31 protein-coding genes are annotated in these 26,293 nt (G+C 37.7%); 23 read left to right on the top strand and 8 right to left on the bottom strand.

Going from position 1 to position 26,293, the window contains the following annotated elements:
* The first annotated feature begins 4 nt into the window (after positions 1 to 4).
* From T8I65_RS09310 to T8I65_RS09210, 22 genes are all read left to right on the top strand, one after another.
* Complete coding sequence (locus tag T8I65_RS09310) at positions 5 to 364, top strand: STAS/SEC14 domain-containing protein (protein WP_011709081.1); 360 nt, start codon at positions 5 to 7, stop codon at positions 362 to 364.
* Positions 340 to 636 (top strand): SHOCT domain-containing protein, encoded by a 297-nt coding sequence (locus tag T8I65_RS09305; protein WP_011709082.1) that lies wholly within the window; start codon positions 340 to 342, stop codon positions 634 to 636. The genes T8I65_RS09310 and T8I65_RS09305 overlap by 25 nt, the downstream gene beginning before the upstream one ends.
* Positions 636 to 1,178, top strand: a complete 543-nt coding sequence (locus T8I65_RS09300) for a hypothetical protein (protein ID WP_011709083.1) — start codon at positions 636 to 638, stop codon at positions 1,176 to 1,178. Before T8I65_RS09305 ends, T8I65_RS09300 begins: the two co-directional genes overlap by 1 nt.
* Before the next feature lie 255 nt (positions 1,179 to 1,433).
* Positions 1,434 to 1,610, top strand: a complete 177-nt coding sequence (locus tag T8I65_RS09295) for an STAS/SEC14 domain-containing protein (RefSeq protein ID WP_373284026.1) — start codon at positions 1,434 to 1,436, stop codon at positions 1,608 to 1,610.
* A gap of 156 nt (positions 1,611 to 1,766) precedes the next feature.
* On the top strand, positions 1,767 to 1,859 hold the full coding sequence (locus T8I65_RS09290; protein ID WP_011709086.1) for an SHOCT domain-containing protein: 93 nt from the start codon (positions 1,767 to 1,769) through the stop codon (positions 1,857 to 1,859).
* A gap of 58 nt (positions 1,860 to 1,917) precedes the next feature.
* Positions 1,918 to 2,679: a helix-turn-helix domain-containing protein gene (locus T8I65_RS09285; protein WP_011709087.1), complete on the top strand. Its 762-nt coding sequence runs from the start codon at positions 1,918 to 1,920 to the stop codon at positions 2,677 to 2,679.
* A gap of 194 nt (positions 2,680 to 2,873) precedes the next feature.
* Complete coding sequence (locus tag T8I65_RS15765) at positions 2,874 to 2,939, top strand: zinc-ribbon domain-containing protein (protein ID WP_416173215.1); 66 nt, start codon at positions 2,874 to 2,876, stop codon at positions 2,937 to 2,939.
* Between the two features lie 57 nt (positions 2,940 to 2,996).
* A complete protein-coding gene (locus T8I65_RS09280) occupies positions 2,997 to 3,887 on the top strand; it encodes a bestrophin family protein (RefSeq protein ID WP_011709089.1) in 891 nt (296 codons plus the stop codon).
* A gap of 6 nt (positions 3,888 to 3,893) precedes the next feature.
* Positions 3,894 to 4,334 carry an MgtC/SapB family protein gene (locus T8I65_RS09275; protein ID WP_322300393.1) on the top strand — a complete coding sequence of 147 codons (441 nt, stop codon included), beginning with the start codon at positions 3,894 to 3,896 and terminating at the stop codon, positions 4,332 to 4,334.
* A 1-nt stretch (position 4,335) separates the two neighbouring features.
* Complete coding sequence (locus T8I65_RS09270; protein WP_011709091.1) at positions 4,336 to 6,888, top strand: heavy metal translocating P-type ATPase; 2,553 nt, start codon at positions 4,336 to 4,338, stop codon at positions 6,886 to 6,888.
* A 46-nt stretch (positions 6,889 to 6,934) separates the two neighbouring features.
* Positions 6,935 to 7,363: a Fur family transcriptional regulator gene (locus T8I65_RS09265; RefSeq protein ID WP_011709092.1), complete on the top strand. Its 429-nt coding sequence runs from the start codon at positions 6,935 to 6,937 to the stop codon at positions 7,361 to 7,363.
* 89 nt (positions 7,364 to 7,452) lie between these two features.
* On the top strand, positions 7,453 to 8,856 hold the full coding sequence (gene lpdA / locus T8I65_RS09260; RefSeq protein WP_011709093.1) for a dihydrolipoyl dehydrogenase: 1,404 nt from the start codon (positions 7,453 to 7,455) through the stop codon (positions 8,854 to 8,856).
* Positions 8,857 to 8,953: 97 nt separating this feature from the next.
* Positions 8,954 to 10,303, top strand: a complete 1,350-nt coding sequence (nhaA, locus tag T8I65_RS09255; protein ID WP_011709094.1) for a Na+/H+ antiporter NhaA — start codon at positions 8,954 to 8,956, stop codon at positions 10,301 to 10,303.
* 1 nt (position 10,304) lies between these two features.
* On the top strand, positions 10,305 to 11,105 hold the full coding sequence (locus T8I65_RS09250; protein WP_011709095.1) for a cation transporter: 801 nt from the start codon (positions 10,305 to 10,307) through the stop codon (positions 11,103 to 11,105).
* 48 nt (positions 11,106 to 11,153) lie between these two features.
* Positions 11,154 to 11,834, top strand: coding sequence for a lipoprotein signal peptidase (locus tag T8I65_RS09245; protein WP_041250265.1), 681 nt, complete (start codon positions 11,154 to 11,156; stop codon positions 11,832 to 11,834).
* A gap of 2 nt (positions 11,835 to 11,836) precedes the next feature.
* Positions 11,837 to 12,835, top strand: a complete 999-nt coding sequence (locus tag T8I65_RS09240) for a sodium:calcium antiporter (protein WP_011709097.1) — start codon at positions 11,837 to 11,839, stop codon at positions 12,833 to 12,835.
* A 3-nt stretch (positions 12,836 to 12,838) separates the two neighbouring features.
* Positions 12,839 to 13,024, top strand: a complete 186-nt coding sequence (locus T8I65_RS09235; protein WP_011709098.1) for a hypothetical protein — start codon at positions 12,839 to 12,841, stop codon at positions 13,022 to 13,024.
* A gap of 18 nt (positions 13,025 to 13,042) precedes the next feature.
* Positions 13,043 to 14,359: an APC family permease gene (locus T8I65_RS09230; RefSeq protein WP_011709099.1), complete on the top strand. Its 1,317-nt coding sequence runs from the start codon at positions 13,043 to 13,045 to the stop codon at positions 14,357 to 14,359.
* Positions 14,360 to 14,368: 9 nt separating this feature from the next.
* Positions 14,369 to 14,545, top strand: coding sequence for a hypothetical protein (locus T8I65_RS09225; RefSeq protein ID WP_008615607.1), 177 nt, complete (start codon positions 14,369 to 14,371; stop codon positions 14,543 to 14,545).
* 18 nt (positions 14,546 to 14,563) lie between these two features.
* Entirely contained in the window at positions 14,564 to 14,920 is a 357-nt protein-coding gene (locus T8I65_RS09220) for an STAS/SEC14 domain-containing protein (protein WP_011709100.1), read from the top strand.
* 57 nt (positions 14,921 to 14,977) lie between these two features.
* Positions 14,978 to 15,799, top strand: coding sequence for a universal stress protein (locus T8I65_RS09215; RefSeq protein WP_011709101.1), 822 nt, complete (start codon positions 14,978 to 14,980; stop codon positions 15,797 to 15,799).
* A 447-nt stretch (positions 15,800 to 16,246) separates the two neighbouring features.
* Positions 16,247 to 16,738 carry an asparaginase domain-containing protein gene (locus tag T8I65_RS09210; RefSeq protein ID WP_011709103.1) on the top strand — a complete coding sequence of 164 codons (492 nt, stop codon included), beginning with the start codon at positions 16,247 to 16,249 and terminating at the stop codon, positions 16,736 to 16,738.
* 271 nt (positions 16,739 to 17,009) lie between these two features.
* Here the strand turns inward: T8I65_RS09210 and T8I65_RS09205 are convergent, their stop codons facing one another.
* The 5 genes from T8I65_RS09205 to T8I65_RS09185 all read right to left on the bottom strand — a co-directional run bounded on the left by T8I65_RS09205 (position 17,010) and on the right by T8I65_RS09185 (position 20,994).
* Complete coding sequence (locus T8I65_RS09205; RefSeq protein ID WP_011709105.1) at positions 17,010 to 17,216, bottom strand: hypothetical protein; 207 nt, start codon at positions 17,214 to 17,216, stop codon at positions 17,010 to 17,012.
* A 4-nt stretch (positions 17,217 to 17,220) separates the two neighbouring features.
* Positions 17,221 to 17,808: a phosphatase PAP2 family protein gene (locus T8I65_RS09200; protein ID WP_011709106.1), complete on the bottom strand. Its 588-nt coding sequence runs from the start codon at positions 17,806 to 17,808 to the stop codon at positions 17,221 to 17,223.
* Positions 17,809 to 17,928: 120 nt separating this feature from the next.
* Complete coding sequence (locus tag T8I65_RS09195) at positions 17,929 to 19,584, bottom strand: ArnT family glycosyltransferase (RefSeq protein WP_011709107.1); 1,656 nt, start codon at positions 19,582 to 19,584, stop codon at positions 17,929 to 17,931.
* Between the two features lie 70 nt (positions 19,585 to 19,654).
* Positions 19,655 to 20,284, bottom strand: coding sequence for a lipid-A-disaccharide synthase N-terminal domain-containing protein (locus tag T8I65_RS09190; protein WP_011709108.1), 630 nt, complete (start codon positions 20,282 to 20,284; stop codon positions 19,655 to 19,657).
* On the bottom strand, positions 20,281 to 20,994 hold the full coding sequence (locus T8I65_RS09185) for a glycosyltransferase family 2 protein (protein WP_011709109.1): 714 nt from the start codon (positions 20,992 to 20,994) through the stop codon (positions 20,281 to 20,283). The genes T8I65_RS09190 and T8I65_RS09185 overlap by 4 nt, the downstream gene beginning before the upstream one ends.
* A gap of 149 nt (positions 20,995 to 21,143) precedes the next feature.
* Here T8I65_RS09185 and T8I65_RS09180 point away from each other — a divergent pair, with 149 nt between their 5' ends.
* Positions 21,144 to 22,079 (top strand): NAD-dependent epimerase/dehydratase family protein, encoded by a 936-nt coding sequence (locus tag T8I65_RS09180; RefSeq protein WP_011709110.1) that lies wholly within the window; start codon positions 21,144 to 21,146, stop codon positions 22,077 to 22,079.
* Positions 22,080 to 22,146: 67 nt separating this feature from the next.
* On the opposite strand, the gene T8I65_RS09175 is transcribed toward T8I65_RS09180, so the two are convergent.
* From T8I65_RS09175 to T8I65_RS09165, 3 genes are all read right to left on the bottom strand, one after another.
* On the bottom strand, positions 22,147 to 22,608 hold the full coding sequence (locus T8I65_RS09175; protein ID WP_011709111.1) for a PepSY-like domain-containing protein: 462 nt from the start codon (positions 22,606 to 22,608) through the stop codon (positions 22,147 to 22,149).
* Between the two features lie 67 nt (positions 22,609 to 22,675).
* Positions 22,676 to 23,437, bottom strand: coding sequence for a membrane protein (locus T8I65_RS09170; protein ID WP_011709112.1), 762 nt, complete (start codon positions 23,435 to 23,437; stop codon positions 22,676 to 22,678).
* A gap of 364 nt (positions 23,438 to 23,801) precedes the next feature.
* Positions 23,802 to 26,225 (bottom strand): outer membrane beta-barrel family protein, encoded by a 2,424-nt coding sequence (locus T8I65_RS09165; RefSeq protein WP_300439964.1) that lies wholly within the window; start codon positions 26,223 to 26,225, stop codon positions 23,802 to 23,804.
* Positions 26,226 to 26,293: the final 68 nt, after the last annotated feature.

The raw sequence follows: 26,293 nt of genomic DNA, 5'->3' as shown, positions 1-26,293 counted from the left end.
AACAATGATGAAAATTTATAAGAAAGAAAGCAAGGTATATATGGTAGCTCAAAATAGATTGGATGCTACCGATTATGACAATTTGATATCTCAATTAAAAAACCATATACAGTCAAACCATAAAGTGTACTGGTATATTGAAATGGAAAATTTTGAGGGGTGGACCGCAAGTGCGTATTGGGAGGGCATTGAACTGAAACTTCCGAATGAAGAACGCGTTAAAAAGGTTGCATTGGTGGGAAATACAAAATGGCAAGAGCAATTTACGGAAGTTTTGATACCCTTTACAAGGGCACATATTAAATGCTTTAGCCCTGAAGAAAAAGATTTGGCCAAGGAATGGATGGAGAAAGGAAATCATTAAAAAAGTTAAATAGAAAGATTATGATGGACAACTGGAATTTTGGGGGAATGCACTGGATATGGTGGGGACTTTGGATAATTCTTATCTTTTGGATATTTTTAATTCCTTACCCCACCCCTGGACAAAAACGGAAAAAAGACGGAGCAATGGAAATTCTAAGGGAGCGTTTTGCACGGGGCGAAATAAGCGAGGAAGAATATAAACACCGGGTAAATATTCTTCAAAATAAAAATGAACCAAAGGACCAGAAAAAAATTAGGCAGGAAAAATAATGGGAAAAGGACAACTAACTATATTTTTTTTAATGCTGGCTCCTATCCTGCATACCCAAACTATATACAGTACACGGGAGGGGCATATCCTTATAAAAGCTAATATAGATGGCAAGGCATTTAAGGCGGAAAGCCATCAACTTTCCATGTTTTTTGATTACACAAGTAAAGAAATTACGGGTTCCATAAATTTGAGAACTATAGACACAAATAATCCACAGCTAGCCACCTATCTTAAAAGTACTCAAGCACCTATATGGATAAGATTTACCGGGAAGGTCCCGGTTGAGGATTTCCTTTTGCGCCCACATGAACCAATTGATTTTAATTGGTTGGTAACGATCAGGCTTCCTAATAAAGAAGTGCAAAACTACTTTAAAGCGACATTGACCCACATCCCCCAAGGTCCTACATTTTCCTGTCTTTTAAGTGCCGGTGGATTTATAGAGAAAACTATAAGCCCAAGCTTAAATCAAGTGGTTCCTGGACTTGAAGGATCCATAGAAATAAAATTTGCCCAGCTTATTTTAAAGAAAGAGTGAATGCCATTTAATTCAAAATAACATAGAAAGATGAAAAAGTATAAATAGAATCCCATCCTCTTCCAGTAGTGCCTTATTAAAATAGCGCTGGGGAGATGTAATAAGTGTAAATAAAATATCCTCCTGCCGTACAAAATTTGTACCGCAATTAGGGAGATAGATGTGATATATAAATATTTCCGTCTTATCATTTTTCGCTTATTACTAATAATGTAAAATTTTGAGGGGTGGACCGCAAGTGCGTATTGGAAGGGCATTGAACTGAAACTTCCGAACGAAGAACGCGTTAAAAAGGTTGCATTGGTGGGAAATACAAAATGGAAGGAACAGTTTACGGAAGTTTTGATACCCTTTACAAAGGCACATATTAAATTCTTTAGCCCTGAAGAAAAAGATTTGGCCAAGGAATGGATGGAGAAAGGAAATCATTAAAAAAGTTAAATAAATTTAAACAGAAAGATTATGATGGACGACTGATATTTTGGGGGAATGCACTGGATATGGTGGGGGCTTTGGATAATCCTTATCTTTTGGATATTCTTAATTCCTTACCCCACGCCGGGACAAAACAGACGGAAAGATAAGGCTATGGAAGCCCTGAGAGATCGATACGCCCGGGACGAGATAAGCGATGAGGAATTTGAACAAAAGAAGAAAGTCCTTCAGGATAAGAAGAAGTAGTTATAAGGCCACAGGTATCGAAGCCGATGGCACCTATGGCATATAAAAGAAGGTAAAAATGAAAAAACGGAAAGTATTTGTTTTTATATTCATTGGATTAGCCCTTGGCTTATTTATAATACAGCCCCTGGCTATTTCACTCCACATGTATGACATGCAGGGAGATAATGGCGAATGGTGGAAATACCTGCTTGCTTCATATCAGCAGGAATTTAGAGTATGGGATTTGGATCAAGCCATAATCAAATTGCTATTTGGACTGCTGGGCATTGCCTTGTCGCTTATGTTTATGGTCAGGCAAAGAATATTTCAATTGACCGGAAGAAGAGATAAGCTGGAGGAGATCAGAGAGCTGATTGCGGCAGGAGAAAACCAGCAAGTAGAATTTAAATCTACCTTGAGATGGGATTTGAGGCAGTTTAAACCGAATAAGGCTTTGGAAGACGTAATAGCAAAAACAATTGCCGGGTTTATGAACACCCAAGGAGGGCATTTAATTATCGGAATTGATGATGAAGGTAGTATTCTGGGGCTGGAACAGGATTATGGTACTTTAAAAAAACCTGGCAAGGACGGGTTTGAGCAATATATAATGCAATTGGTGTCCCTCAAGTTGGGTACCCATTTTTGCACTTTGGTTAAAGTGTCTTTTCACCAATTTGAAGAAAAGGATATCTGTTATGTAAGGGTTCACAAATCACAAAAACCTGTGTATTTGAATTTGGGCGATCGTTCGCATTTCTTTATCAGAACCGGGAACGGAACCCGCGAGTTGGATATGCCCGAGGCGTTGGAATATATGGAAACATACTTAAACTAAACAATATGGGATTTTTAAAACATTTATTAAGAGGAAATTATGGTCATCATTCCAACAAGCATCAACGTAAAAATAATGCCCCAAGATTTAATGAACCCAAGGTTGTTGTGAGATGTACAAAATGCGGCAAAAACAATCCTGAAAATGCTTCTTTTTGACAACATTGTGGCGAGCCTTTAGGTAAAGTAAAATGCATAAGTTGTCAAGAACCAATACCTATGGATGCAAAATTTTGTTCTAAATGTAGCAATGAAGTATAGTTTACATTATGAGAATAAGCAAACAACTTATTGAACGGACTTAAATAATTTTTAAATATGCTCTTAAATAAGCGGATATCAATTTTTGACTTCTTGAAAACCATAAAATTTGACCTGATATTTATCGGTAGTTATTCAATTCTGGTTGGCTATATGGACCAATATGGTTTTTTGTCAAAAATCTCTATTCCAATTGCAATAACCGGCGTTTTTGGTACTGCGGTGGCTCTACTTTTGGGTTTTCGAACCAATCAAGCCTATGAACGGTGGTGGGAAGCCCGTATTATTTGGGGGGCTATTGTCAATGATTCCAGAACACTGGTCAGGCAGTGTGTGTCTTTTTTTGCAAGGGGTCAAGGAGGCTATCAAAAGATGGTGAAAGAGATGACCGATCGTCAGGTAATCTGGTGCTATGCCCTAGGGGAATCGTTGAGGAAACTACCCTTTTCCACTCGGGTTAAGGTATACTCAGAATCCTATGGGATTAAAGCATTTAATATTCCTAATGCTTTATTGTCACAACACTCTGAAACTTTGTTAAAGGCAAAAGAAATTGGTATGGTCAATGATTTTCAGCAGGTACAGATAGACAGTACTATAGCCAGGTTATGTGATTCAATGGGCAAATGCGAACGTATAAAAAATACTGTCTTCCCCAAAGCACACAGCTTATTGATTCATTTGATCATCTACGTTTTTGCTACAATGTTGCCTTTTGGATTGGACGATAAAAATATAGCAGTTGAAATCGCTATAACATTTATTATACCAGTCATTTTCATTGCCATTGAAAAAACATCCATACTCATGCAGGATCCCTTTGAAAACGACCCTTTGGATACACCCATGACTGATTTGGCCGAAACGATAGAAATAAACATTAAACAAATGATAGGTGAAACAGATGTTCCTGTAAAGAAAGAGCCAACAGATTATTATATTTTATAATACAAGATGAATACAATGGATTTTCAAACTGAAATAACACTGATACCGAGATTATTTGTCGCTCTTTTACTAGGTGTCCTGATAGGACTCGATAGGGAAATTGACGGAAATGCGGCAGGAATTAGAACGTATGCAGCCGTTTGCCTTGGGGCCGCATTAATTACAATAATCAATACTCATATTGAAGTAACTGACCAAACCCGCATTGTCGCCAATATTGTTTCCGGTATTGGGTTCCTTGGTGCAGGAATTATTTTTAGGGATAGCGCGAAAAATTTAATTTCCGGTTTGACTACCGCAGCTACAATTTGGGCCACTGCCGCGGTTGGTATATCAATTGGGTTTGGTATGTACCTCATTGGAAGTGTTACATCCGCTTTTCTTATTCTATTATTGGTTTCACATCATTTCCCTTTTTTGAAAAAATATAAAACAAACAATACCTAAAATGAAAAAATTACAACTTAAAATTCCGGTACTGCTACCTCAGGTGCCAAATGAAAAAGATACCTGTGTACAAAGACTTATTGAGGAATTAGAAGCCAAAGAAGGTCTTGAAAAAGTGCATATAAAAGATGATCAGGAAGATACGGTTCCACAATTGTGCTTTCATTATGATCCGGACATTATCTCTATTGACCGAATTCAATCATTGGCAGAAAGAACCGGGGCTGAAATTACCGAGAAATATGGACATTTGCTTATAGAGGTTGAGGGGATTAGACATACCCGGCATGCAAGGACTATAGAAAAGAGTCTGCTGAATATCAAAGGCGTTTTGGAAGCTTCCGCCAATGCGGGAGGAATGATCCGTTTAGAATATGATAAGCGTGAGACCAGTTTTGATGAAATAAGTGCAAAGTTAGAAAAAGAAAACATAAAAGTTAATAAAAGCTCCTCTGCTGAGAATAAAGGCTTTGAACCTGCGGAAAAGAATCCTCAAAATTTAAATAAAAAAAAGGCAAAGGGCAAAGAAGAACAAAAGCATAAAGATAACGAAGTCCAGAATCATATGGAAGGTGAAAGCCACGGGGCCGGGGAAGAACATTCCCACGCCCACGGTGGTGTTTTTGGAAAAAACACCGAACTTATTTTTGCCATCATTTGCGGTGCCCTTCTCGGAATAGGTTTCGGATTGTCCTACGTGGACTCGATACCGGATTGGGTCAGCTTGTCCCTCTACATAGGCGCCTACTTTTTTGGAGGTTATTTTACCGCGAAAGAGGCCATACAGACAGTGGCCAAAGGTGGTTTTGAAATCGACTTTTTAATGTTGGTCGCCGCCATCGGTGCCGCTGCTTTGGGCGCTTGGGCGGAAGGTGCCTTGTTACTGTTCCTGTTCAGCCTCGGGCACGCTCTTGAACATTATGCGATGGAGAAAGCCCGAAAATCTATTGCGGCACTGGCAGATTTAGCACCGAAAACGGCCTTGCTAAAAAAAGATGGAAAGACCAAAGAAGTTGGTATTGAAAAGTTGAATAAAGGCGATATTATTGTAGTTAAGCCAAACAGTAAAATATCTGCCGATGGCGTTGTGGTCGATGGTAAAAGTAGTGTCAACCAAGCCCCCATCACAGGGGAAAGCGTACCGGTGGATAAAATTCCTGTGGAAGATACGAGTAAGGATTATTCGGCAGACGATGATATAAAGGACGAAAACCGCGTTTTTTCCGGGACTATCAATGGCAACAATACGCTTGAAATAAAGGTAATCAAAGAGGCAAAGGACTCTACACTGTCCCGATTGGTAAAATTGGTGAACGAGGCCCAGACCCAAAAATCGCCCACCCAGTTGCTTACCGATAAATTTGAAAGATATTTTGTGCCTTCCGTACTGGTATTGGTAGTGTTGTTGCTCTTTGCTTTTCTGGTCATCGATGAACCGTTTAGTGCCAGCTTTTATAGGGCTATGGCCGTATTGGTAGCTGCCAGTCCCTGTGCCCTTGCGATTTCGACCCCGAGTGCGGTATTGAGCGGTGTTGCACGAGCGGCCCGTGGCGGGGTACTTATCAAAGGGGGTCGTCCTTTGGAAGACTTGGGGGTTATTACCGCGCTCGCCTTTGACAAGACGGGTACCCTGACCGAAGGAAAGCCAAAACTTACGCAAGTAGTACCACTTGGGGATATTTCAGAAAATGAACTTCTCAAAATTGCAGTAGCTGTGGAAAGTTTGAGTGATCATCCCCTGGCAAAAGCTGTAGTTCGCGATGGAAAGGAGCGGATGGAAGGCGAGGAAATACCTGATGCAACCGATTTGGAAGCCGTGCTTGGCAAAGGTATAAAAGCGTCATTGGGCAATGACAAAATCTATGTCGGTAACCTCGACCTGTACGAAGGGCTTGATGAGAGCACCCCTTCCGAAGAGATAATAACGAAAGTCCGTGACCTCGAAGGTGGGGGAAATACTACGATGCTTATTCGGAAAAACCAAGAATATATAGGTGTTATTGCCCTAATGGATACCCCTCGCGAAGCTGCCAAGGAAACCCTCAAAAAATTAAAGGAAATCGGTATCAAACGAATGATTATGCTTACTGGTGACAACCAAAAGGTTGCCGATGCCGTGGCGAAAGAAATAGGATTGACCGATGCTTGGGGGAGCTTGTTACCAGAGGAAAAAGTGGATGCCATAAAAGAGCTAAAGGAAAAGGAATCCAAGGTGGCAATGGTAGGCGACGGGGTAAACGATGCACCCGCAATGGCGAACAGTACCGTGGGCATAGCAATGGGAGCGGCTGGAAGCGATGTGGCCTTGGAAACGGCGGATGTTGCCCTAATGGCCGACAAGTTGGAAACCCTGCCTTTTGCTATTGGCTTGAGTAGAAAAGCAAAAGCTATTATCAAGCAGAACCTTTGGGTAAGCCTTGGGGTTGTGGCACTGCTGATACCGGCCACCATTTTGAGCTGGGCAAACATAGGGATAGCCGTGGCATTTCACGAGGGGTCTACCTTGGTGGTCGTGGCCAATGCGCTACGCCTTTTGGCTTATAAAAAAGATTAGAAAAATTGGGACTTAGAAGAATCCAGCTTTTTTGAAAGAATATTAAATGACAAAAACGGAAAAAATATTAACAAATCACGGTATTCGACCTACTCAAATGCGGTCGAAGATATACAAATACCTCAAAAGGAAAACTTATGCAGTAAGTTTAAATGAAATGCAAAAAGTCTTTATCAATAAAAATATCAAAACGGCCAATAAGACCACTTTCTACAGGACGATAAAGCTCTTTGAGAAAAAAAGCATGGTGCACCAAATTGACGATGGAACTGCTTTTGCAAAATATGCGCTTTCTGATGAAAACACCAATGTTAAACACAGTACAGATTTACATATGCACTTTCATTGTACCGATTGTAAGAAAACAATCTGTTTACCAAATAAAATATCGGAAGAGAGTTTGCCAGACCATTATGAGGTGAACGATGTGAACCTGGTATTAAAAGGGATATGTAAAAATTGTAGTAAAAAATAATAGGTGGAAGTGCCTTAAGCCTGAATCCCAGCCCCCAATGGTCAAGCTTAAGGTTTTTTCCACCGTAACTAACTTAAAAAAATGTGAATATGGAAAAATTTGATGTAACTATAATAGGATCTGGCCCGGGCGGGTATGTAGGTGCAATCCGTTGTGCCCAATTAGGTTTAAAAGTGGCTATAGTTGAAAGGTATAGCACCCTGGGAGGAACCTGTCTTAATGTGGGCTGTATCCCGTCAAAAGCCTGGTTGGAAGCCTCTGAACATAATTACAAGCTCAAGCATCAATTCGAAAAATTTGGGATCAACGTAAAAGAGGCCAATGTCGATATCCTAAAAATGAACCAAAGGGTTCAGGACGTGGTACAGGAAATTATCAATGGTGTTGACTATTTGATGAAAAAGAACAAGGTTGCCGTTTATGAAGGCCACGGCACCATCAAGGATAAAAATACGATTGTAATTAAGGGCGAAGATAAAACGGAAACCATAGCAACCGATAAAATCATCATTGCCACAGGGTCCAAACCCGCTTCATTGCCCAATATTAAAATCGACAAAAAGCGCATCATCTCTTCTACCGAAGCCCTTGCCCTACGGGAAATCCCCAAGCATTTAATGGTCGTTGGCGGTGGCGTTATCGGTGTGGAGATAGGTTCCGTATTCGCCCGCCTGGGTTCAAAGGTTTCTATAGTAGAATATTTTGATAGCCTCATCGCCACTATGGATGGTGCATTGGGACATCAATTGCACCGTTCCCTAAGAAAACAGGGAATTGAATTCTATTTAAAACATAAGGTGACGAATGCAACAGCAACGGACAACAAAGTGGTGTTGAAAGCGGAAAACCTTTCCGATAAAGAAGAAATGAGTTTAGATGGCGATTACTGCCTTATGGCCATTGGGCGAAAACCGTACACCGCAAATTTAGGACTTGAAAACATAGAAGTGGAAATCAATGAAAAAGGACAGATAATCGTAGATGAGAATCTCGAAACCAATGTCAAAGGAATATATGCCATTGGGGATGTAATCAGGGGGGCGATGCTTGCCCATAAAGCAAGTGAAGAAGGCGTTTTTGTAGCCGAAACTATTGTTGGTCAAAAGCCATATATTAATTATTCGCTCATCCCAAATATCGTGTACACCCAGCCCGAGGTCGCCGGCGTAGGCTTGACGGAAGAAGAATTGAAAAAGGCCAATAAAAATATAAAAATAGGGTCTTTCCCCTATAAGGCAAACGCACGGGCAAAGATAAGTATGGATACCGATGGTTTTATAAAGGTAATCGCAGATAAGCAGACCGATGAGATACTGGGCGTGCATATGATAGGCCCTCGCATTGCAGACAGTTATACCGAAGCGGTGGTAGCAATGGAATTTAGGGCATCTGCTGAAGACATTGCAAGAATGTCACACGGGCATCCCACATTTTCAGAGACCTTTAAAGAGGCGTGTCTGGCCGCTACAGATGATAGGGCATTACATATTTAAAGTTGACCTAACAGTAAGTTCTTAAAAATTAAGACGCTACTGAGCTTTTTGAAATATTAAGGTTTAAATAATTAACTCAAAAAATAGATAAGATCAAATGGGGCAATCAGTTCGAAATCAATCCACTATTGGGTATATCAGGGAAACGGCAACAAAGTTCCTCGACAGGGAAACAGCTGGGGGGATTTTTTTAATAATTGCTACTATAGTTGCCCTTCTTTTAGCTAATTCACAGTGGGCAGGTGCCTATCATCATTTTCTTGGCGATGAATTGCTTTTTGAATTTTCCGAGCATCTTAGTTTTGGGCTAACAATTGAAGAATGGATCAATGATGGCCTAATGGCAATTTTCTTTTTGGTTGCCGGCCTTGAATTGAAGAGGGAGGTTATGGTGGGGGAATTATCTTCAATTAAAAAAGCCTCAGCCCCCTTGTTGGCAGCTTTAGGTGGTATGGCAGTTCCGGCCCTCATTTTTATTAGCCTAAATTTAGGCACTGAAAATATAAAGGGTTGGGGCATCCCTATGGCTACCGATATCGCATATTCACTAGGGATTATTGGCCTACTGGGGAAAAATGTCCCCAGGCAGTTAAAAACATTTTTAATAGCCCTCGCTATTGCTGACGATATAGGGGCCATATTGGTGATAGCATTGTTTTATAGCAACGAGTTGAGCTGGATATACCTTGGATCGGGCATGGGGGCATTTGGGTTATTATTATTAATGAATTGGACTGGGGTCAAAAATTTGATTTGGTATATTATTATTGGGATCATCTTATGGTATTGCTTCCTTAATTCGGGGATCCATCCAACTATTGCGGGGGTACTTTTTGCCATTACCATTCCAATAGTGCCCAAATTAGACAGTAAAATATTAAAAGAAAGGACTGCCACAAACGTTACTAATCTTGAGAAAACAGAGCTGGAAAAATTAAATCCCCTTCAGGATAAAAAACAACAAATAATTTTAAAAGCCATTAAAACAGATACTGAGAATTCAAGGCCTCCTTTGCTCAAACTGGAAAATTCCCTTGTTGATTTCAATGCTTTCTTTATCATTCCAATTTTTGCAGTCGCGAATGCGGGAGTAAAGCTCGATGTAAATTTAATTGAGGTTGTTTCCGGTTCTTTGGGGCTGGGGATCCTTTTGGGATTAGCAATTGGTAAAGTAACAGGGATTGGTATTTTTACATTGATTGGGCAAAAACTTGGAGTTTCCGAATTACATATTACACTAAACTGGAAACATATAATTGGAATTGGTATGATTGCGGGAATTGGCTTTACCATGTCCCTTTTTATTACCAATCTCGCATTTAATGATCAGGAATTGATTAAAATTTCGAAAATAAGTATTTTGATAGCTTCGTTACTTGCAGCTATTGGCGGTGCGGTAATTCTCTTATTAACTTCCAATAAAGGAAGGAAAAATATAGTTAAGTGATATGGGAGAAATGAACAAAAGTACCTTTATAGTAAGTCAAATGGACTGTCCTTCAGAAGAACAGATGATCCGGATGAAGTTGGAGGCTTATACACAAGTGAAATATTTGGATTTTGATATTCCCAACAGGAAATTGGAAGTATATCATGTGAATGGAATCGAAGATATACAAACATCAATAGCCGGTTTAAACCTTGGGGATTCCTTCCAAGGGACAGAAGAAGCCGAGCCTCCTGAAATAGAAGACCAATCCAAACAGAAAACAATCCTTTGGTGGGTCCTCGGGATAAATTTCGGCTTTTTCATTATCGAAATGACCACGGGGTGGATTTCTTCTTCTATGGGCCTTATTGCAGATTCGTTGGATATGCTGGCAGATTCGATAGTATATGCGCTAAGTTTATTTGCAGTAGGTGGTGCCATTTCCAGAAAAAAGAAGGTGGCAAAATTCAGCGGGTATTTTCAGATGGCCTTGGCAACACTTGGTTTTGCAGAGGTATTAAGAAGGTTTTTTACCAGTAGTGAAACACCAATTTTCCAATTGATGATCATTGTTTCCATTTTCGCCCTTCTGGGTAACCTTATTTCGCTTTGGTTGATAAATAAGGCCAAAAGTAAGGAGGCGCATATGCAGGCCAGTGCCATTTTTACGTCGAATGATATCATCGTCAACGGTGGGGTGATACTGGCCGGTGTTTTGGTCTATTTTCTGGATAGCAAATGGCCAGATTTGATCATTGGTGGAATCGTGTTCACTTTTGTAATGCGAGGCGCCATAAGGATATTGAAAATTTCGAAATAATTTAAATATGTGATCGACACAATATGTATTGCTAACAACATAATGATTATGAATAAAAGAAATGTAGCATTATTGATTTTACTGTTGTTGGCAATAGACCAAGCCATAAAGATTTATGTGAAGACCCATTTTTATTATGGCGAGGAGTACTACGTGTTTGGCTTGGATTGGTTTCGCTTGCATTTTTTGGAAAATTCCGGAATGGCCTGGGGCTTTAAATTTGGGGAGGGATATGTGGCCAAATTTATTTTAATACTATTTCGCTTAGCAGCCATTATTTGGGGGACCTTTTATATCAAAAAGATGATACGTGAAGGATATGCAAAAGTCTTTATAATCTGTGCCGCATTTATATACGCAGGTGCATTGGGCAATTTGATTGACGGTGCATTTTACGGACTGTTTTTTGAAAAAAGTGATCCCGCACTTCGCAACATTGCAGAAATATTCCCCTCAGGCGGTGGTTATGCGGGATTTTTAAATGGCAATGTGGTGGATATGTGGTACTTCCCTATTATTGATACAAGGCTTCCGGAATGGTTGCCATTATGGGGAGGCAATGAATTTACTTTTTTCGACCCTGTATTCAATACCGCAGATGTTTGGATTAGCACGGGAGTGATTTTACTCCTGATCTTTCAAAGCCAACAAAAAAAAGACCAGAAAATATCGGATAAGAAAAAGTTGAAATATACTGAAAGTAACAGGACAATTATAAAAATCGATTAGTTATGAACGTTTGGCTCTGGGTAGTAGTATTGGGATTGGCAGCTTGGGCCGCACATTGGGGTGCTGATCAACTCCTAACACCTTTGAAAATGCTGCGTAAGCAATGGGGGCTTACAGCTTCTGCAGGAGCAGCTTTCCTAGCTATTGTAACAGCGAGCCCGGAAGTGGCGATAAATATTACAAGTGCTGCCCGGGGAGTATCTGATATCGGATTAGGAAATTTGCTTGGTTCCAATATAATTTCCATCCCACTCATGGTAACCATCGCCTATTTCGCTTCCAGAAAACAATTTAAAAACAATAAGGAACATCAAAAACATTTAGATACCAACCTGCTGGCCCTGAACAAACGTTCTGTCTCGGTATTGTCCATCCCCTATCTGGCAATCATTGCTTTGGTAGCTATACTAACCCTTCCAAAAGCCTGGCGTGGGTTACAACCCATTGATGGGTGGATTATGCTGGCGGCCTATGCGGCTTTTTTAATGCGTGCCATTATAAAAGGCAGGAAAAAAGGGGAAAGTGTGGAGTGGGATAAGAAGAAAGTGTGGTTATCAGTAGCCGGAGCTATGGCAATAGCCGTGGGTGCTTTTTTTATTGTTAAGGCTACGGAAAATATTGTTTCGGTGTTGAACATTTCCGAAATTGTTGGAGGGCTGTTTATTACCGGAATAATGACGACTGCCCCAGAAATATTTAAAACATGGAGTGTGGTAAAAGGAGGTGAAGTGACCGCGGGCACCACGAGCGTAATTGCCGATAATGCTGTTACCATGACGATAGCATTTTTTCCTTTGGCATTGGTAACAACACCTATCGAAGATTTCCAGTTGTTTTGGGTCAACCTGGCTTTTGTAGGACTGATGCCGCTTTTATATTCGGTATTTGTTCATCAAAGCAAGGAGCTTCACGGGTTCAGCAGATGGCAGATATTCGTTTTCGATGCAGCGTATATTGTATATCTCTTAACTATGGTGTTTTTTGTTCTAAAACTATTTTAAAAAATGAAGGAGGACTTATTTAAGGATTACCAGGAGAGGCTAAATGTGCTGGATGAAAATATTAGAGCAGTAGCATTAAATTATGCAAGAGATTTCTATTTGAACAAAAATTGTTCAAAAGAAGAGGCTATTGAGCGTGGTATCGTAAAGGCAGAGATGGAAAAAAGGAATTTAGATAGAAATGGATAATATATTACTAATAGTATTATGGCAGAATTAAAAAAATCTCTGGGTACTCTTCGCCTTACTTTTTATGGTGTAGGTACCATTGTTGGTGCTGGAATATATACTGTAATTGGTGCAGCCGCTGGACAGGCGGGAACAGACCTTTGGTTGAGTTTTATTTTTGCCGCCATTGCGGCCAGTGTCTCGGCAATGTCGTATGCAGAGCTGTCCTCTACCTATCCTAATGCCGGTGCAGAATTCATTTTTGTACGGAAAGCTTTTCCAAAAATCGACATTCCATCTTTTCTAACAGGTTGGACGATTGCATTTCACAGTTCGGCCACCATCGCCGCGGTGCTACTTGCTTTTTCAGGGTATTTCAATACGTTTTTTAACATCCCTTCCTTACTGGTTAGCTATGCTGTGCTACTGATTCTTGCATTGATAAGCATTACGGGCATCAAAAAATCATCTACCGCCAATATCATTATGGTCAGTATTCAGCTATTGGGATTGTTTATTCTTATTGCGGTCGGACTTTTGGAAACAGGACCACCAAAATCAGAATTTTTTAAAGTGGAGTCCTTTTCCGGCACCCTGGCAGCGACTGCTACCTTATTTTTTGTTTATACCGGCTTTGAGCATATGGCAGCATTGGGTTCCGAGGTAAAAAATCCGGGCAAGACTATTCCGAGGGCATTTTTATTGACAATGGTGTTTACCACAATTATATACCTACTAATATCTTTTACGGTACTCAATATAAGTGACCCCGCAGAAATAGCAAAGGTAGATTCCCCATTGTCGCTGGCCGCTTCAAATTTAAATTCCTGGTTGCCCGTAGCCCTGGCAGTTGCGGCACTTTTTGCTACGGCTAATGCGGCTTTTAGTGGCATTATTTCCATTAGCAGGTTGCTTTTCGGTATGGCAAGCGTGGGCGAGCTTCCAAAATTTATGACCAAGACCAATGCGCAGAAAGTACCCTGGGTAACTACACTGGTGGTTATGGCTGCGGTAGCGGCATTTTTATTATTGGGAGATATTAAAATTGTCGCAGGAATGTCCTCTTTAGGGGCGTTACTCGTTTTTGTAGCTGTGAATATTGCACTCATCGTTTTGCGTTATAAAGCACCTGACAAAGAAAGACCTTTTAAAGTTCCCCTTTCCATAGGGAAAGTACCTATCCTACCCATTTTGGCCATAATTATTAGCCTGTCTCTGGTAGTTCAGTTTAACTGGCAGGTGTATGTTGCTTTTGTGGGAGCAATTATAGTGGGCATCGTACTGGATTATTTTTTGGACAAAAAGTCAAAGAATGAGATAGATCCCGAAAAAGAAAAAGAACTGTTCAACCATTAAAATGAAGCTATGGAATGGACCTTTGAAGAATTTAAAACCAGTTTGGATGGCCTCCATCCTGCAGTGAAGGAAAAAGCCCTGGAAATTGCTAAAAGTCTGGTTATAGAAAAGAATTATACTAAGGGAAATGCCATAAAAGAAGGAATTATGAAAGCTGAAGAATGGTTTTACGATTTAGGCGGTTAATAATTAATAAAAATAGATATGTTACAAATTATTGAGATTTCAGGAGATAATATTATTGCAACCAGAGCATCGGGAGATTTAACCGAGATGGATATTGAGAAGGTACATCCCCTTATTCATGCTATTTTGGACAAAGGATTAAACGTACGCTGGTATTTTGAAATGGAGAATTTTACCGGCTGGGATTTTCCAGGCCTGTGGGAAGATCTAAAAATGGATACTGCCCATGCAAAAGATTATGAGAAAATCGCGATGGTGGGCAACAAAAAATGGCAGGACTGGATTACAAAATTCATGAAACCTTTTACCAATGCTGAAGTAAAATATTTTGACTTAGAGGAAAAGGAAATTGCCAAAAAGTGGATTAAACAATAAACCTTTTATTTAAATAATTAATTGAAAAACTGAATGTATAATTAAAATTAAAAAACCATGAAAATAATAGTACCGATTGATTTTAGTCAAAGTTCCAAAATTGGAGTTGAGTATGCCGCAAAGGTGGCCGAATCTTTAAATTCAGAAATTATCTTTGTTCATGCCTATTCTGAAGGTTATCAATATGCCGGATATGGGGCTATAGTTTATCCGGTTCCCGACAATTTTAGTTCTTATCAGAAATTGTACAAAGAAAAAATGCTGGAATTTCTCGAAAATTTTCCACGTCTGGCGACAATAAAATATAAGAGTATGGTAGCCCCAGGAAGACCTTCAGATATAATTTATCAACTAGCAACAGAAGAAAAAGCCAGTTTGATAATTATGGGGACAGAAGGTGCAGGTGAGGTAGAAGGTTACCTCGCAGGAACTACCAGTGAAAAAGTGAGCAAGGATGTACCCTGCCCTGTGCTGGTAGTACCGGAAGATTTAGAAACTTTTGATTTAAAAAGAGTTTGTCTGGCGCTGGATTCAGATAATCTGAAACCTGATAGGGAACTAAAGGTTCTGGCTAATCTATTAAAGGCATTTAACGCACGCCTTTTTATATTTCATTTTTCCAAAATTAAAGATGAAGTTATTAATGAACAGGAGATTAAAAACTATTATGAGGAGTTTTTTAATCTGCAGAATATTTCTGTTCATCTTTTTTCCGAAGGGAAAACCGAAGATAAAATAACCGGTTTTTTGAAAGATAATATCATAGATATTTTGGCGCTACTTTACAGGAAACATGACTTTATAGAAAAACTAACTGAACTGGGGCTGAGAAGGAAAATGATTTTCAAATCAGAAATTCCTGTACTTATTTTAAAATAATGGTAGTGCCCGCTTTTAATGAATTATATCAGATTTTATAAGTCCTATGAAGTTATTTTCTGGAAATTAAACAAATTTCCAAAAGGGCATGTTTTTAGAAAAACTAGGCAGCTGTTGTTACATTATAACTCTGCCATTCGGCTTTAAGTCATAAGTGCTTTTTTCACACCGTATTTGCCAATGTTGGCGTAGCTTTATAGGCCGTCCTAAAAGCAATCCGTTTACAGAAAATGGATTGGAAATAGTATAACAAAATGTAATGTCCCAAAATAGAAGAAATAGAAGAAAGAAAAAAGTTCAGAAACCATCTAAGAACAAAATCACAAAAAAAGATAAGGTGAAGGGGATTATCGCGCTTGTCCTTCTGATCATAGCTGCTTTTCTGCTTTACTTTTTTGTGTTAAAAGGGAATATCCATAAACATTAATTTCTATAAAAAATAAAATTATGATACATATTATTACAACAGGAGGAACCATTGAAGGCTTGGATTATGAAAACCCAGAAAATAAAACAGAGCAAAGCGAAATAGCGATTAGAGAATTTCTTGACCTGGCCAATGTCTCGTTTCCCTATATTATCGAAAGGGCATTTTCTAAGGATAGCCGATCAATTACCGATGAAGACAGGAATTTTTTGTTAAAAAAAATAAAAGCTTCCAATGCAGAAAAAATTTTAATAACCCATGGGACTTTTACTATGGAAGATACCGCGACTTATTTTGGAAAGGAAGAACTTAAAAAGACTATCGTCCTTGTCGGCTCCTTTATTTTAGGATCATCTGCAAACACCGATGCTTCATTCAATTTAGGCTATGCAATCTGCGCTTTACAATTTTTAAAACCTGATGTTTATGTGGTTATGAATGGCAGGATTTTTCATTGGAGCAATGTTACCAAAAATCTGGAATCAAACAAGTTTGAGCCTAAAAATGAATAAAAATGTTCGGCACCTCAATACATTGGACCACCTTTTTTTACCTGCTGATAGATACTTTTATTGTAGTTATTGCTACCATTGCAAACATTAATCTTAAGCACCTTAGTTTCCACAGATATATAATTCTCGGCCTCCTGTACATCGCTTACAATGCCACCGGGGGATTTTTGCCTATTGAAAATTTAACCGATCCACTTATTCTCCAGTACATTATTACTTATGGGGTTGCCATTGCATTATGCCTATATATGATTTATTACCTGTTCAAAGATTATGATATTATTTTATAAGAAAATCCAGGGGGTAAGCTTAAATAATCATTTGGATCGGGTATAATACCTTCCACAGCCTCTTGTTTACAAAATAGTTCTTCTGTATTACAGCTAGATAAAATTGAAAAACCTAAAGATGCCAGCACGGCATTTTTAATAAAGTTTCTTCTATTTGTTGTGGAAATAGATGTTTCAATTTTATTCATACTTCTAAAATTTGTATTTAAAGCCGATCAAATGATTCCCTTCAAAATTATCATAAGTTAATTCCATGTGCTCCTGTTGATACTCTGTCGTGAAGACTAAGTTGCTTCCCAAACCAATTGCTGTTCCGGCAAGAACATCCAGGATATCATGTTTCTTGGAATCTATACGACTTGCGGCTGTAAATCCCGCAAGAGCATAGGCAGGTATACTATATTTAAAACCATATCTTCTATGTATATATCCTGCACTATGAAAAACGGTAGAGGTATGTCCTGATGGGAAAGAATTATCATTACTCATATCTGGTCTTTGCTTATTTACCCCTAATTTTAAACCAAATGTGACTGCTTCTGTAAGTAATAGCCCCTTTGTAAATTGCCAGGCTCCTTCATTATCCCCCTTAATCAAGCTGGTTCCTAAAGTCGCAACAGGTAAAGCAATCAATATTACGTCACCTATTTTTTGTACTGTGCCAACTTGTGGAATGGTCTCACTTGTATCCTGAGCATAAGAAAACTGAGCAAATAGAAGACAGCAAACGATGATTACTGTCCAAAATGAAGATTTGAAATTTTGCAAATAGATAAGCATTAATTAGTAAAATTTAGATTTGAGTAAATGTTATCTATAGGCTTTTGATTTTCTCTGATAGCAAAGATGAACGAAAAGTCTTTTGAGAATCTAAAGAGATTCTAAAGGAAATCTAAAGTCTTAATTATTGTAAAAAATCGTCCATTTAGGATACTCCTTTTTTTGATCAAACGCATTTCTCAAGAATTGGATATTTTCGTTTAATTCCGATTTATTCCGAACTAAAAGAAAAGTATGTCGGGCTTTGGATAACTGTTTAAGATTAGCTATTACATCAGGAGTATTCACATCCCATAATTGTTTCCTCCAATCCTCATTATTCTGAAATTGAACTTCCCTATCTGTTGTTCTATGAGTGGATTGTAGTGTGATATATTCAGCATTAGAATAAAATGGAATAGAAGTAAGTAAATAGTCGTAAACCAAGATGGTTTTATCCTTCTCTTTTGAAATAGTATTGATGAAATTTGCCATATGTCGGGTAGAGTTAATTAATGGGCTATTTGTTTTTAAAATAGTGCTGGAAATTAAAAGTACAGCACCACTAAAAATAGCCCCAACTACTGCCGGTTTATATTTTTTATCATTTTCTATGAAATAGTGAACAGCGAAAGAAAATATAGTTACTAAAAAGGAGGTGATAATTGCTGAAGTATGAATATTAATAAACTCAAATTCAGAAAACCAGCAAATAAGAAGACCAATAAATAGTATGGTCAAAATTATCAAGTAAACCAGGCTTATGCATTTCTTACTTTCCTTGTCCAGGCTCTCTAATTGTTTGGCTATATAAATAACCATCATCCAAAATACAGGAAGGATATATAATATAAGCTTGGTACGAAATACTGAGAAAAGTAGAATTAACAGGCTACTGGATATCAATAAAACCAGAGATTGATTTTTTGTCTTATAAAGAGATTTCAGTTTAAATTTAAAAGTAGGAATACTTCCAACTAGCCAGGGGAGAAGTAAACCAAATATTATGGGAATAAAATACCAGAAAGGTTTAGCTCTTTCACTAAAAGAACTACCAGTCATTCTTCCCGCAATTTGTTTTTCAATAAAATAGTCCCAGAGCTTTGGATTTTCAACCACTAAAAGTAAAAACCAACTTGCTCCTATAGTTAAGCATATTAAAACACCAAATACATGATGTGTATTGATCTTAAAACCAGATTTACATATGATTTTATAGGTGAAGATATATACCAGAACAAATAAGAGTGCAACCGGACCTTTAGTCAAAAGTGACAACCCAAGTAGTATATAGAACAGATAGAGAAAAGGTAACTTTTTATTGCTGATGTAATACTGCCAGCTAAAAATAGCTGCCATGATAAAGGTGGTTAAATATGCATCTGTAGTAAGGTTTCGACTTGATATAAGAACAATAGGCATGGAGAAATAAATCAATCCGGAGAGAAAAGCAATTTTTCTACTTCTAAATAGTAAATGAGCTAAACCATAAATTAGAAGAAGCTGAATTACAATAGCAACTTGAAGAAAAAATCTAGCGCCAAATTCATTGATACCAAATATTTTATAGCCCAAAGAGGTAATATAATAGGTAATAGGTGGCTTATGAAAATGAAAAATCCCTAAAAGTTGTGGATTTAGATAGTCACCTGAAAGAAACATTTCACGACTGATTTCAGCATATCTGGCTTCACTACTTTCCGCAAGACCATAAGAACCTAAACCAATGATGAGACAAATAAATGCAAGACAAATAAATAATAGATAAAAGCGGTCAGTAGTATTTTTTAGGGTCACTCTTTGTAGTTTATTGCTACAAAAGTGGAACTGAAATCTTTTGAAAATTTAAACGAAATCTAAAGCAAACCTAAAGGATCTTAGATTCGGTTTTAAGGATCAAAATATTTCGAACGTATAGAAAAATGCCTAATGAATGACCTAAAAGTAACACAGGATCTTTCCTAAATATTGCATAAATAAGAATCATTAAAGAACCAAATAAGCTTAGGAACCAAAAACCCAAAGGCAGGGAAGAAACTTTCCGCTTTTCAGAATAAAACCATTGATAAACAAAGCGCAAAGTAAAAATCACTTGAGCTATAATACCTAATAACAAAAGCCAAAGCGGAATGTTATCATTCTGAAATAATTTAGCGCGATCATAAACATGGTTATTATAGCCAATATAAAGAATGATAAATGGAAAAATATATAAAAACCAACGCAGCATTTTCGGGAATTTCAGCCATTGATTTTGCAGATGCATATTGCGTATGTAAATGAAATAGGTCAGTATTTGGCCCAGCATGATGGCAAAATCATTGCGTAAATAACCATACATGAATAATAGAAAAGAAGCTATCAAACTCAGTTGCCAGAATAATACGGGGGTAAGCACCTTCTTTTGTTTTTCAGAAATTATCCATTGTAAAATAGAACGACCTGAAAATAATAATTGAGCAGAAAAACCAATAGTATAAATTAACCAACTACTCATGCTTTGTCTGCTATCTTATAATTGATATATTTTTTCTTCATCCATATATAGGCAATGCAATCTGCTAAAGGACCAAGCAGACGATTCCAGACACCAAATTTGCCTTTACCCGCAATCCTTGGAAAATGTTGCACTGGCACCTGTTTTACCGTTCCATTTTGAAGCAGAATCATTGCTGGTAAAAAGCGGTGTAAGCCTTGAAACATGGGGATACGTTTAGCATAATCAGCTTTTATGATCTTGAGCGGGCACCCGGTATCATCCATCCCGTCCTGAGTAAAGCTTCTACGAATACCGTTGGCTATTTTAGAGGACATATTTTTTATTAAACTATCTTTTCTGTTGGAGCGTACTCCTGTTACTAGGTCATAATCATCAATATATTCCAATAAAAGATTAAAGTCTTTTGGACTCGTTTGAAGATCTGAATCAATATATCCAACGAGCGAACTTTCAGCATGATCAAAACCTGCCTTAATAGCAGTGCTCAATCCATAATTCTTATCAAAATTGAGATAATTGAAAGTTTTGTTCTGGGTACATATTTGCTTAATAATCTGCAAGCTTGAATCTTTTGAACCATCATTTACAAATAAAACGGTGATTTTGAGCTTACATTGATCGATGTAGGACTGCAATTCTTTTTCTACTCTGGTCAGATTTTTTTCTTCGTTGTAAACAGGTACAATTATGGTGAGTGTATTTGGCATTCTTAGGCAGGAATTGTTAGCTTAATTTGCAATACTACGTTGTAAATCTAAAGTAATTTTTAAGTTTTACTGTTTTCACAACTATTGTTATAAAGCCTTGTGATAAAGGCTTTTTCTTCATTAATTTGAAGTAATTCAAATGAATATAAATGAAAATATTAGTAACCGGTGCAGCTGGTTTTATTGGTTCCCACCTTGCTGAAAAATTGCATTCTATGGGACATGAAGTAATTGGGATGGATAACTTTTCAGGTTACTATAACGTCCATTTAAAAAGGCAGAATGCCAACCAATTACGCAGTTTTGGAATTCCTATGATCGAGCAGGATATCTGCGTAGATTTTTTAGTTACAATTCTACCCAGAGATTTTGATTATGTTTTTCATTGTGCTGCGCAACCTGGAATCTCAAGTACTTCTACGTTTGAAGATTATCTAAATAATAACATCATTGCGACACATCATTTAACCGATTTTGCAAATCAACATCTTAATTTAAAGTTATTTATCAATATTGGGACTTCATCGATTTATGGTTCCGATGTATATTGTGATGAAGAACAAATGGCAAAACCGGTATCTAACTATGGGGTCACGAAACTTGCTGCTGAACAAATAGCCATGACCCATTCCCGACTTGGGAATTTTCCTGCCTGCTCTCTAAGGTTATATTCAGTTTATGGATCTCGGGAACGCCCGGATAAAATGTTCAGTCAGTTAATTAAATGTGGTTTGAATGGGAGAGAGTTCCCTTTATTTTTAGGTAGCCTCACTCATAAACGCAGTTTTACGCATATTAAAGATATTGTTGAAGGAATTGTAAGTGTAATAGGTAAGGAGAAGCTATGTGATGGGCAGATAATTAATCTTGGAACTGATAAAGAATACACTACAGAGGAAGGTATGCAGGTTGTTGAAAAATTACTCAAAACCAAAATTCAGAGTAAGGAAAAACCCGCTCGTAGTGGCGATCAATTGCGTACGAAAGCAGTTATTATTAAAGCAAGAGATTTACTTAATTATAATCCCACGGTGCTTCTTGAAGAAGGAGTGCAGGAACAGATCGATTGGTTTAAAAGTCAATGAAAATGCCCGATCCTAAATAATAGTATCGAGCATTTCAAACTAACCAATCAATTATGAAAACTAACACTTAATCTTTGTCTTCCTCTTCTTCCATTTGCTTTTTTATAATAGTACCGCTACTATCAAGAGTAACTTCCATTTCTATCTTCCCTTTTTCAATTTCAAATTCATAGAAAGACCCTTTAGAAGTTTCAGATATTTCAACTTCTTCTATCTCATATCCTGGAAAGTTTGACTTTAACGAGGATAAAATATTCTGTGTAACGTCGTTGGTTTTCATTTCGTGCTCGGTTTCCTGCCAAGTGCCATTTGCTAAGAAATTAGCTGAATATTCAACATTGTTCATTTTAAATTCAGCTTCCCATTCGGTTTCATTTTCTTTTTCCCATTCCACCTTTTTTGCTGTGGGAAATTTTTTTGCAAAAGCGTTTTTAACGACCTGAGGAACTTTATCCTTATTTTCTGAAGTGAATGCTATGGTAGTCATTGCCACTACAACCATTCCTACCCCTAAAATTAATTTTTTCATATGTACTAATTATTTATAATTATAATGTAAATCTACAGGGCAAATCTCAAGCTGGCTTTAAGCAAATCTAAAGAGATTCCTTCATCATCTTCTGATGATGTTTTTTATGTGAAATATAAATTAGAATGGAAATCAGCACAATTGAGATTAAAGAAGCAGGTAGTGTTCCCAAATCCATACCTCCATTATCCCGAGGTTTGGTAAGAAAATCACCGAAGGTTGCCCCAAAAGGTCTGGTAAATACAAAAGCTATCCAAAACAGAAAAATCTGGTTGAGCTTAGTAAAGTAGTGCAAGAGAATTACAACTGCGATAATTGAAGCGGTTATAAGTGCTCCCTGCAAATAGCTTAGTCCCGCCACATCTCCGAGATAATCGCCAAAGGCCGTTCCTAAACTATTTGAAAAAAGTACGGCCGTCCAAAAAAATAGTTCCTTTTTCTTCTCAAAAATGGGATAGACTTGTAGGTTTTTATAGTTGCTATACCATATTAATAGTATTGCCAGGAGGCCAGTAAATAAAATCAAACTACCGTAAGTATATCCAAGGCCCAGACTCCTATCCATGAAATCTGAAATTTCGGTCCCCAGGGTTGTGGTAGCAATAATTACAAGCCAAAAGTACAGCGGAATATACTTCTTAGCATAAAGCTGAATAACCAATACCACAACAAAGAATATTAGTGTAATAAGAATACCCAAAGTATATCCGAGTGCTAAAGTCTGTGCGATATAATCACCTAAAGTTTCGCCCAATGTGGTAGCGATAATTTTCATAATCCAGAACAATACAGTTATTTCTGCAACTTTGTTTAAAATGATTTTTTCCATTTTTTAAGTCTGTTTAAATAATGGAATTAAATTACTACGTAATTCTAATGGAATCTTAAAGTTATGGATATTAGAGTTTTGTGCCTGACAAAGGAAGGATGATTTGCAATACGATACTTCGAATGCGCTCGGCACAAGTTCGTAAGGATGATCCTTCCTTTTCAGGGCTTTTATTCAGGTATCGTACCTTAAATAATGGCTAATTCAAATAAAGATTGTCTTACCTAAAAAGTAGTTTTAGCCAATAAGCCCTGATTTATAAATTAATGTATTCTTTAATACTGAAATCTAAGGAGGTAATCTAAAGTAAACTTTAAGTAAAAGTTATATCTACTAAAAGATTAAAAAATTTAAGTTTCAAATATCAAAATTTATAGTTGAAACCAAGTCTTACAATTTGAGTCTCATAATAATTTTCATACAGAGCCGTAAAATCCTGACCGTTGATCTTTTGTCTCAAACCAAATTTGTTGAACAGATCTGATGCAGATAAAGTGATCTCACCTTTTTTATCCCAAATTGATTTTTTAAAACCTACATCAATAGAAGAACGAGCGAGCTCTTCTCCCTGGGGAATGTTTCGGGCACTGTACCAAAGCCCCGTAATTTGAGCTTCCAGTTCCCAAGGAAAAGTAAACGTATTGGTTATCTTAAAATCCCCAGCGGTATCTTTAGACTCTTCTATGAAAAATGGTCGCTCAAAAGGAAACAATAAAGTTCCCTGAAAATCATCAATACCATTTCTATAAATATTTAAACTTGAGTTTAGTTTCCAATAATCGGCAATTTCCTGACTGAATAATAATTCAATACCGGTGTTGGTGCTATGCCCTGTATTTTGATAAATTCTATTTACGATATCGTATTGTGGATTACTGTCATCAATACTGAAAATACGCTGGTATGCCCCATTAATTTCGCGGTGATACATCGCAGAAAATAAGGATCCCGAACTCCAGGAATAACGATGCGCCAATTCAAAACTGTTGGTAAATTGTGGTCGTAAATAGGGATTTCCCACTTTAAGCAGTTCCGGGTCGTCATATTTAGGGAAAATGCGCAATTCAGGTTCTCCTGGCCGGTCGATACGACGGTTGTAAAAAGCGGAAAGTTTGTTTTTGTTATTTAGTTTATAGGTAAAGCGTACACTGGGAAAAAATTCAAAATAATTATAGTTATCGTTAGAATCATAATAAATATTTTCTGGGTCCAGTTGATAGGAAACATCAGTCTGTTCTGCCCTTAAGCCAGCTTCTATATCAAAATTTTCTTTTTCCAGCAGGTAATTTCCGTAGGCAGCAAAAAGATTTTCTCTCCATTCTGAAAAATCGCCCAGACTGGGATATATAATACTTTGGTTCCCACGTTCTATAGTATAATCCACAGGAAGTCTTCTAAAGCGAGCTTTTGCACCCAATTCTATCCTCCCATTGCTTAGCGCCCTCGCATAATCTGTAGAAAAACTGCTAGTATGCTCAATGGCCTTAATATTTGTCATGTCCCGACCTATACGAACCGTAGAACTATCGTTTAAAAAATAACTTTCATCTTCCAATCCCCGCGTATATTGAGCATTTACGGAGAGTTTATGACCTGGTTGCTTAAAATTATGCTCATAATTAACAGCCGCATTGATAAAACTGGTCACCTCATCTTCCTTCCAAGTATATAAACGGTTACGCACATTATTGTCTAAATTGATAAATGCCACTTGAGAAGTGTCAATGTGTTTCTCCCGATCAAACATTCCTGAAAAAGTAATGTTGTCATTTTCTGAAATTTCATAGTCAACACCTCCGGTTATAATGCTTCGAAATTGTCTGCGGTTTTCCGGAACTTGGGAGATGATGTTTCTGCCATCGTCATAATATCTAGAAGTAAATTCATTATTTGGTAAAGCTTCCTGTAGAATAATTTCTGTTTGCAGAAAATAATTCAGTTTTTCGGTACGGTAATTAAGATTCAGGCTGGGAATAAGTTTGGGGTTGATCGAGTAGCTGCCAAAATCTGTGGGGGTGTCTTTTTTTCTCTTAGACAAAACACCTAAACCAGAAGATACTCCCAAATCACCATTAAGCCCTTTTTGCTTTTCCTCCTTATAAATGATATTGACGATTCCCGCAAATCCATTGGCGTCATACTTTGCCGATGGATTATTGATGATTTCGATACGTTCAATATTAGCCGCGGGAATATTAGAAAGGCCTTTTTGATTACCAAACCCGGTTAAACTGGACTGTTTTCCATCAATGAGCACCACTACTTTATCACTTCCGCGAAGCACCACTTTTCCTTCCTGGTCAAAAGTTACTCCAGGCATAGTTTTCATGGCATCTAGTACAGATCCGCCAGATTGTGCTACATTATCATCAAGGCTAAAAGATTTTTTGTCAAGATCTGAAGAGACTGTTGTTCGTTTTGCAACAATAGCTACTTCATCCAGCGATTCTGAAGAAGTGGCAAGCTCAATTTTTCCCAAATCAAAAATAGGGTTAAGTCCACCGGCAGTTATTTTTCTTTCTAGCGTTTCAAAACCTACAAATGATATTTTCAGTAGATAATTTCCGGTAGGCAGTTCTACCGTAAACTGGCCAGATTCATTGGTTACGGTACCTGTTACTATGTTTAGACTAGTTGCATCAAAAATAGATACGGTTACAAAAGGGAGTGTTTCCTGCGTATCTTGTTCTATTACCTGGCCTGTAACAGTAATACCCTGGCCTACGGCAATGGTTGAAATAAATAAGAAAAATAAAAGAAGAGTTTCTTTCTTCAGGCATACTTTCATCAGCTGAATTTTTCGTGAATGTAGTGGTGCGATCTAAAGGAAATTTAAAGTTTTAGACTTAAAAAATT

Source organism: Christiangramia sp. OXR-203 (assembly GCF_034372165.1).
In the GTDB taxonomy this organism is placed as follows: Bacteria; Bacteroidota; Bacteroidia; order Flavobacteriales; family Flavobacteriaceae; genus Christiangramia.
Note: the sequence above shows the minus strand (reverse complement) of the source record. Positions and strands in the feature narration are given on the sequence as shown.

Excerpts from the sequence above, each read along its gene's own strand:
- T8I65_RS09310 (WP_011709081.1), top strand. The coding sequence starts at position 5 with ATGATGAAAATTTATAAGAAAGAAAGCAAGGTATATATGGTAGCTCAA.
- T8I65_RS09305 (WP_011709082.1), top strand. The coding sequence starts at position 340 with ATGGATGGAGAAAGGAAATCATTAAAAAAGTTAAATAGAAAGATTATG.
- T8I65_RS09300 (WP_011709083.1), top strand. The coding sequence starts at position 636 with ATGGGAAAAGGACAACTAACTATATTTTTTTTAATGCTGGCTCCTATC.
- T8I65_RS09290 (WP_011709086.1), top strand. The coding sequence starts at position 1,767 with ATGGAAGCCCTGAGAGATCGATACGCCCGGGACGAGATAAGCGATGAG.
- T8I65_RS09285 (WP_011709087.1), top strand. The coding sequence starts at position 1,918 with ATGAAAAAACGGAAAGTATTTGTTTTTATATTCATTGGATTAGCCCTT.
- T8I65_RS09280 (WP_011709089.1), top strand. The coding sequence starts at position 2,997 with ATGCTCTTAAATAAGCGGATATCAATTTTTGACTTCTTGAAAACCATA.
- T8I65_RS09275 (WP_322300393.1), top strand. The coding sequence starts at position 3,894 with ATGAATACAATGGATTTTCAAACTGAAATAACACTGATACCGAGATTA.
- T8I65_RS09270 (WP_011709091.1), top strand. The coding sequence starts at position 4,336 with ATGAAAAAATTACAACTTAAAATTCCGGTACTGCTACCTCAGGTGCCA.
- T8I65_RS09265 (WP_011709092.1), top strand. The coding sequence starts at position 6,935 with ATGACAAAAACGGAAAAAATATTAACAAATCACGGTATTCGACCTACT.
- lpdA (WP_011709093.1), top strand. The coding sequence starts at position 7,453 with ATGGAAAAATTTGATGTAACTATAATAGGATCTGGCCCGGGCGGGTAT.
- nhaA (WP_011709094.1), top strand. The coding sequence starts at position 8,954 with ATGGGGCAATCAGTTCGAAATCAATCCACTATTGGGTATATCAGGGAA.
- T8I65_RS09250 (WP_011709095.1), top strand. The coding sequence starts at position 10,305 with ATGGGAGAAATGAACAAAAGTACCTTTATAGTAAGTCAAATGGACTGT.
- T8I65_RS09245 (WP_041250265.1), top strand. The coding sequence starts at position 11,154 with ATGAATAAAAGAAATGTAGCATTATTGATTTTACTGTTGTTGGCAATA.
- T8I65_RS09240 (WP_011709097.1), top strand. The coding sequence starts at position 11,837 with ATGAACGTTTGGCTCTGGGTAGTAGTATTGGGATTGGCAGCTTGGGCC.
- T8I65_RS09235 (WP_011709098.1), top strand. The coding sequence starts at position 12,839 with ATGAAGGAGGACTTATTTAAGGATTACCAGGAGAGGCTAAATGTGCTG.
- T8I65_RS09230 (WP_011709099.1), top strand. The coding sequence starts at position 13,043 with ATGGCAGAATTAAAAAAATCTCTGGGTACTCTTCGCCTTACTTTTTAT.
- T8I65_RS09225 (WP_008615607.1), top strand. The coding sequence starts at position 14,369 with ATGGAATGGACCTTTGAAGAATTTAAAACCAGTTTGGATGGCCTCCAT.
- T8I65_RS09220 (WP_011709100.1), top strand. The coding sequence starts at position 14,564 with ATGTTACAAATTATTGAGATTTCAGGAGATAATATTATTGCAACCAGA.
- T8I65_RS09215 (WP_011709101.1), top strand. The coding sequence starts at position 14,978 with ATGAAAATAATAGTACCGATTGATTTTAGTCAAAGTTCCAAAATTGGA.
- T8I65_RS09210 (WP_011709103.1), top strand. The coding sequence starts at position 16,247 with ATGATACATATTATTACAACAGGAGGAACCATTGAAGGCTTGGATTAT.
- T8I65_RS09205 (WP_011709105.1), bottom strand. The coding sequence starts at position 17,216 with ATGAATAAAATTGAAACATCTATTTCCACAACAAATAGAAGAAACTTT.
- T8I65_RS09200 (WP_011709106.1), bottom strand. The coding sequence starts at position 17,808 with ATGCTTATCTATTTGCAAAATTTCAAATCTTCATTTTGGACAGTAATC.
- T8I65_RS09190 (WP_011709108.1), bottom strand. The coding sequence starts at position 20,284 with ATGAGTAGTTGGTTAATTTATACTATTGGTTTTTCTGCTCAATTATTA.
- T8I65_RS09185 (WP_011709109.1), bottom strand. The coding sequence starts at position 20,994 with ATGCCAAATACACTCACCATAATTGTACCTGTTTACAACGAAGAAAAA.
- T8I65_RS09180 (WP_011709110.1), top strand. The coding sequence starts at position 21,144 with ATGAAAATATTAGTAACCGGTGCAGCTGGTTTTATTGGTTCCCACCTT.
- T8I65_RS09175 (WP_011709111.1), bottom strand. The coding sequence starts at position 22,608 with ATGAAAAAATTAATTTTAGGGGTAGGAATGGTTGTAGTGGCAATGACT.
- T8I65_RS09170 (WP_011709112.1), bottom strand. The coding sequence starts at position 23,437 with ATGGAAAAAATCATTTTAAACAAAGTTGCAGAAATAACTGTATTGTTC.
- T8I65_RS09165 (WP_300439964.1), bottom strand. The coding sequence starts at position 26,225 with ATGAAAGTATGCCTGAAGAAAGAAACTCTTCTTTTATTTTTCTTATTT.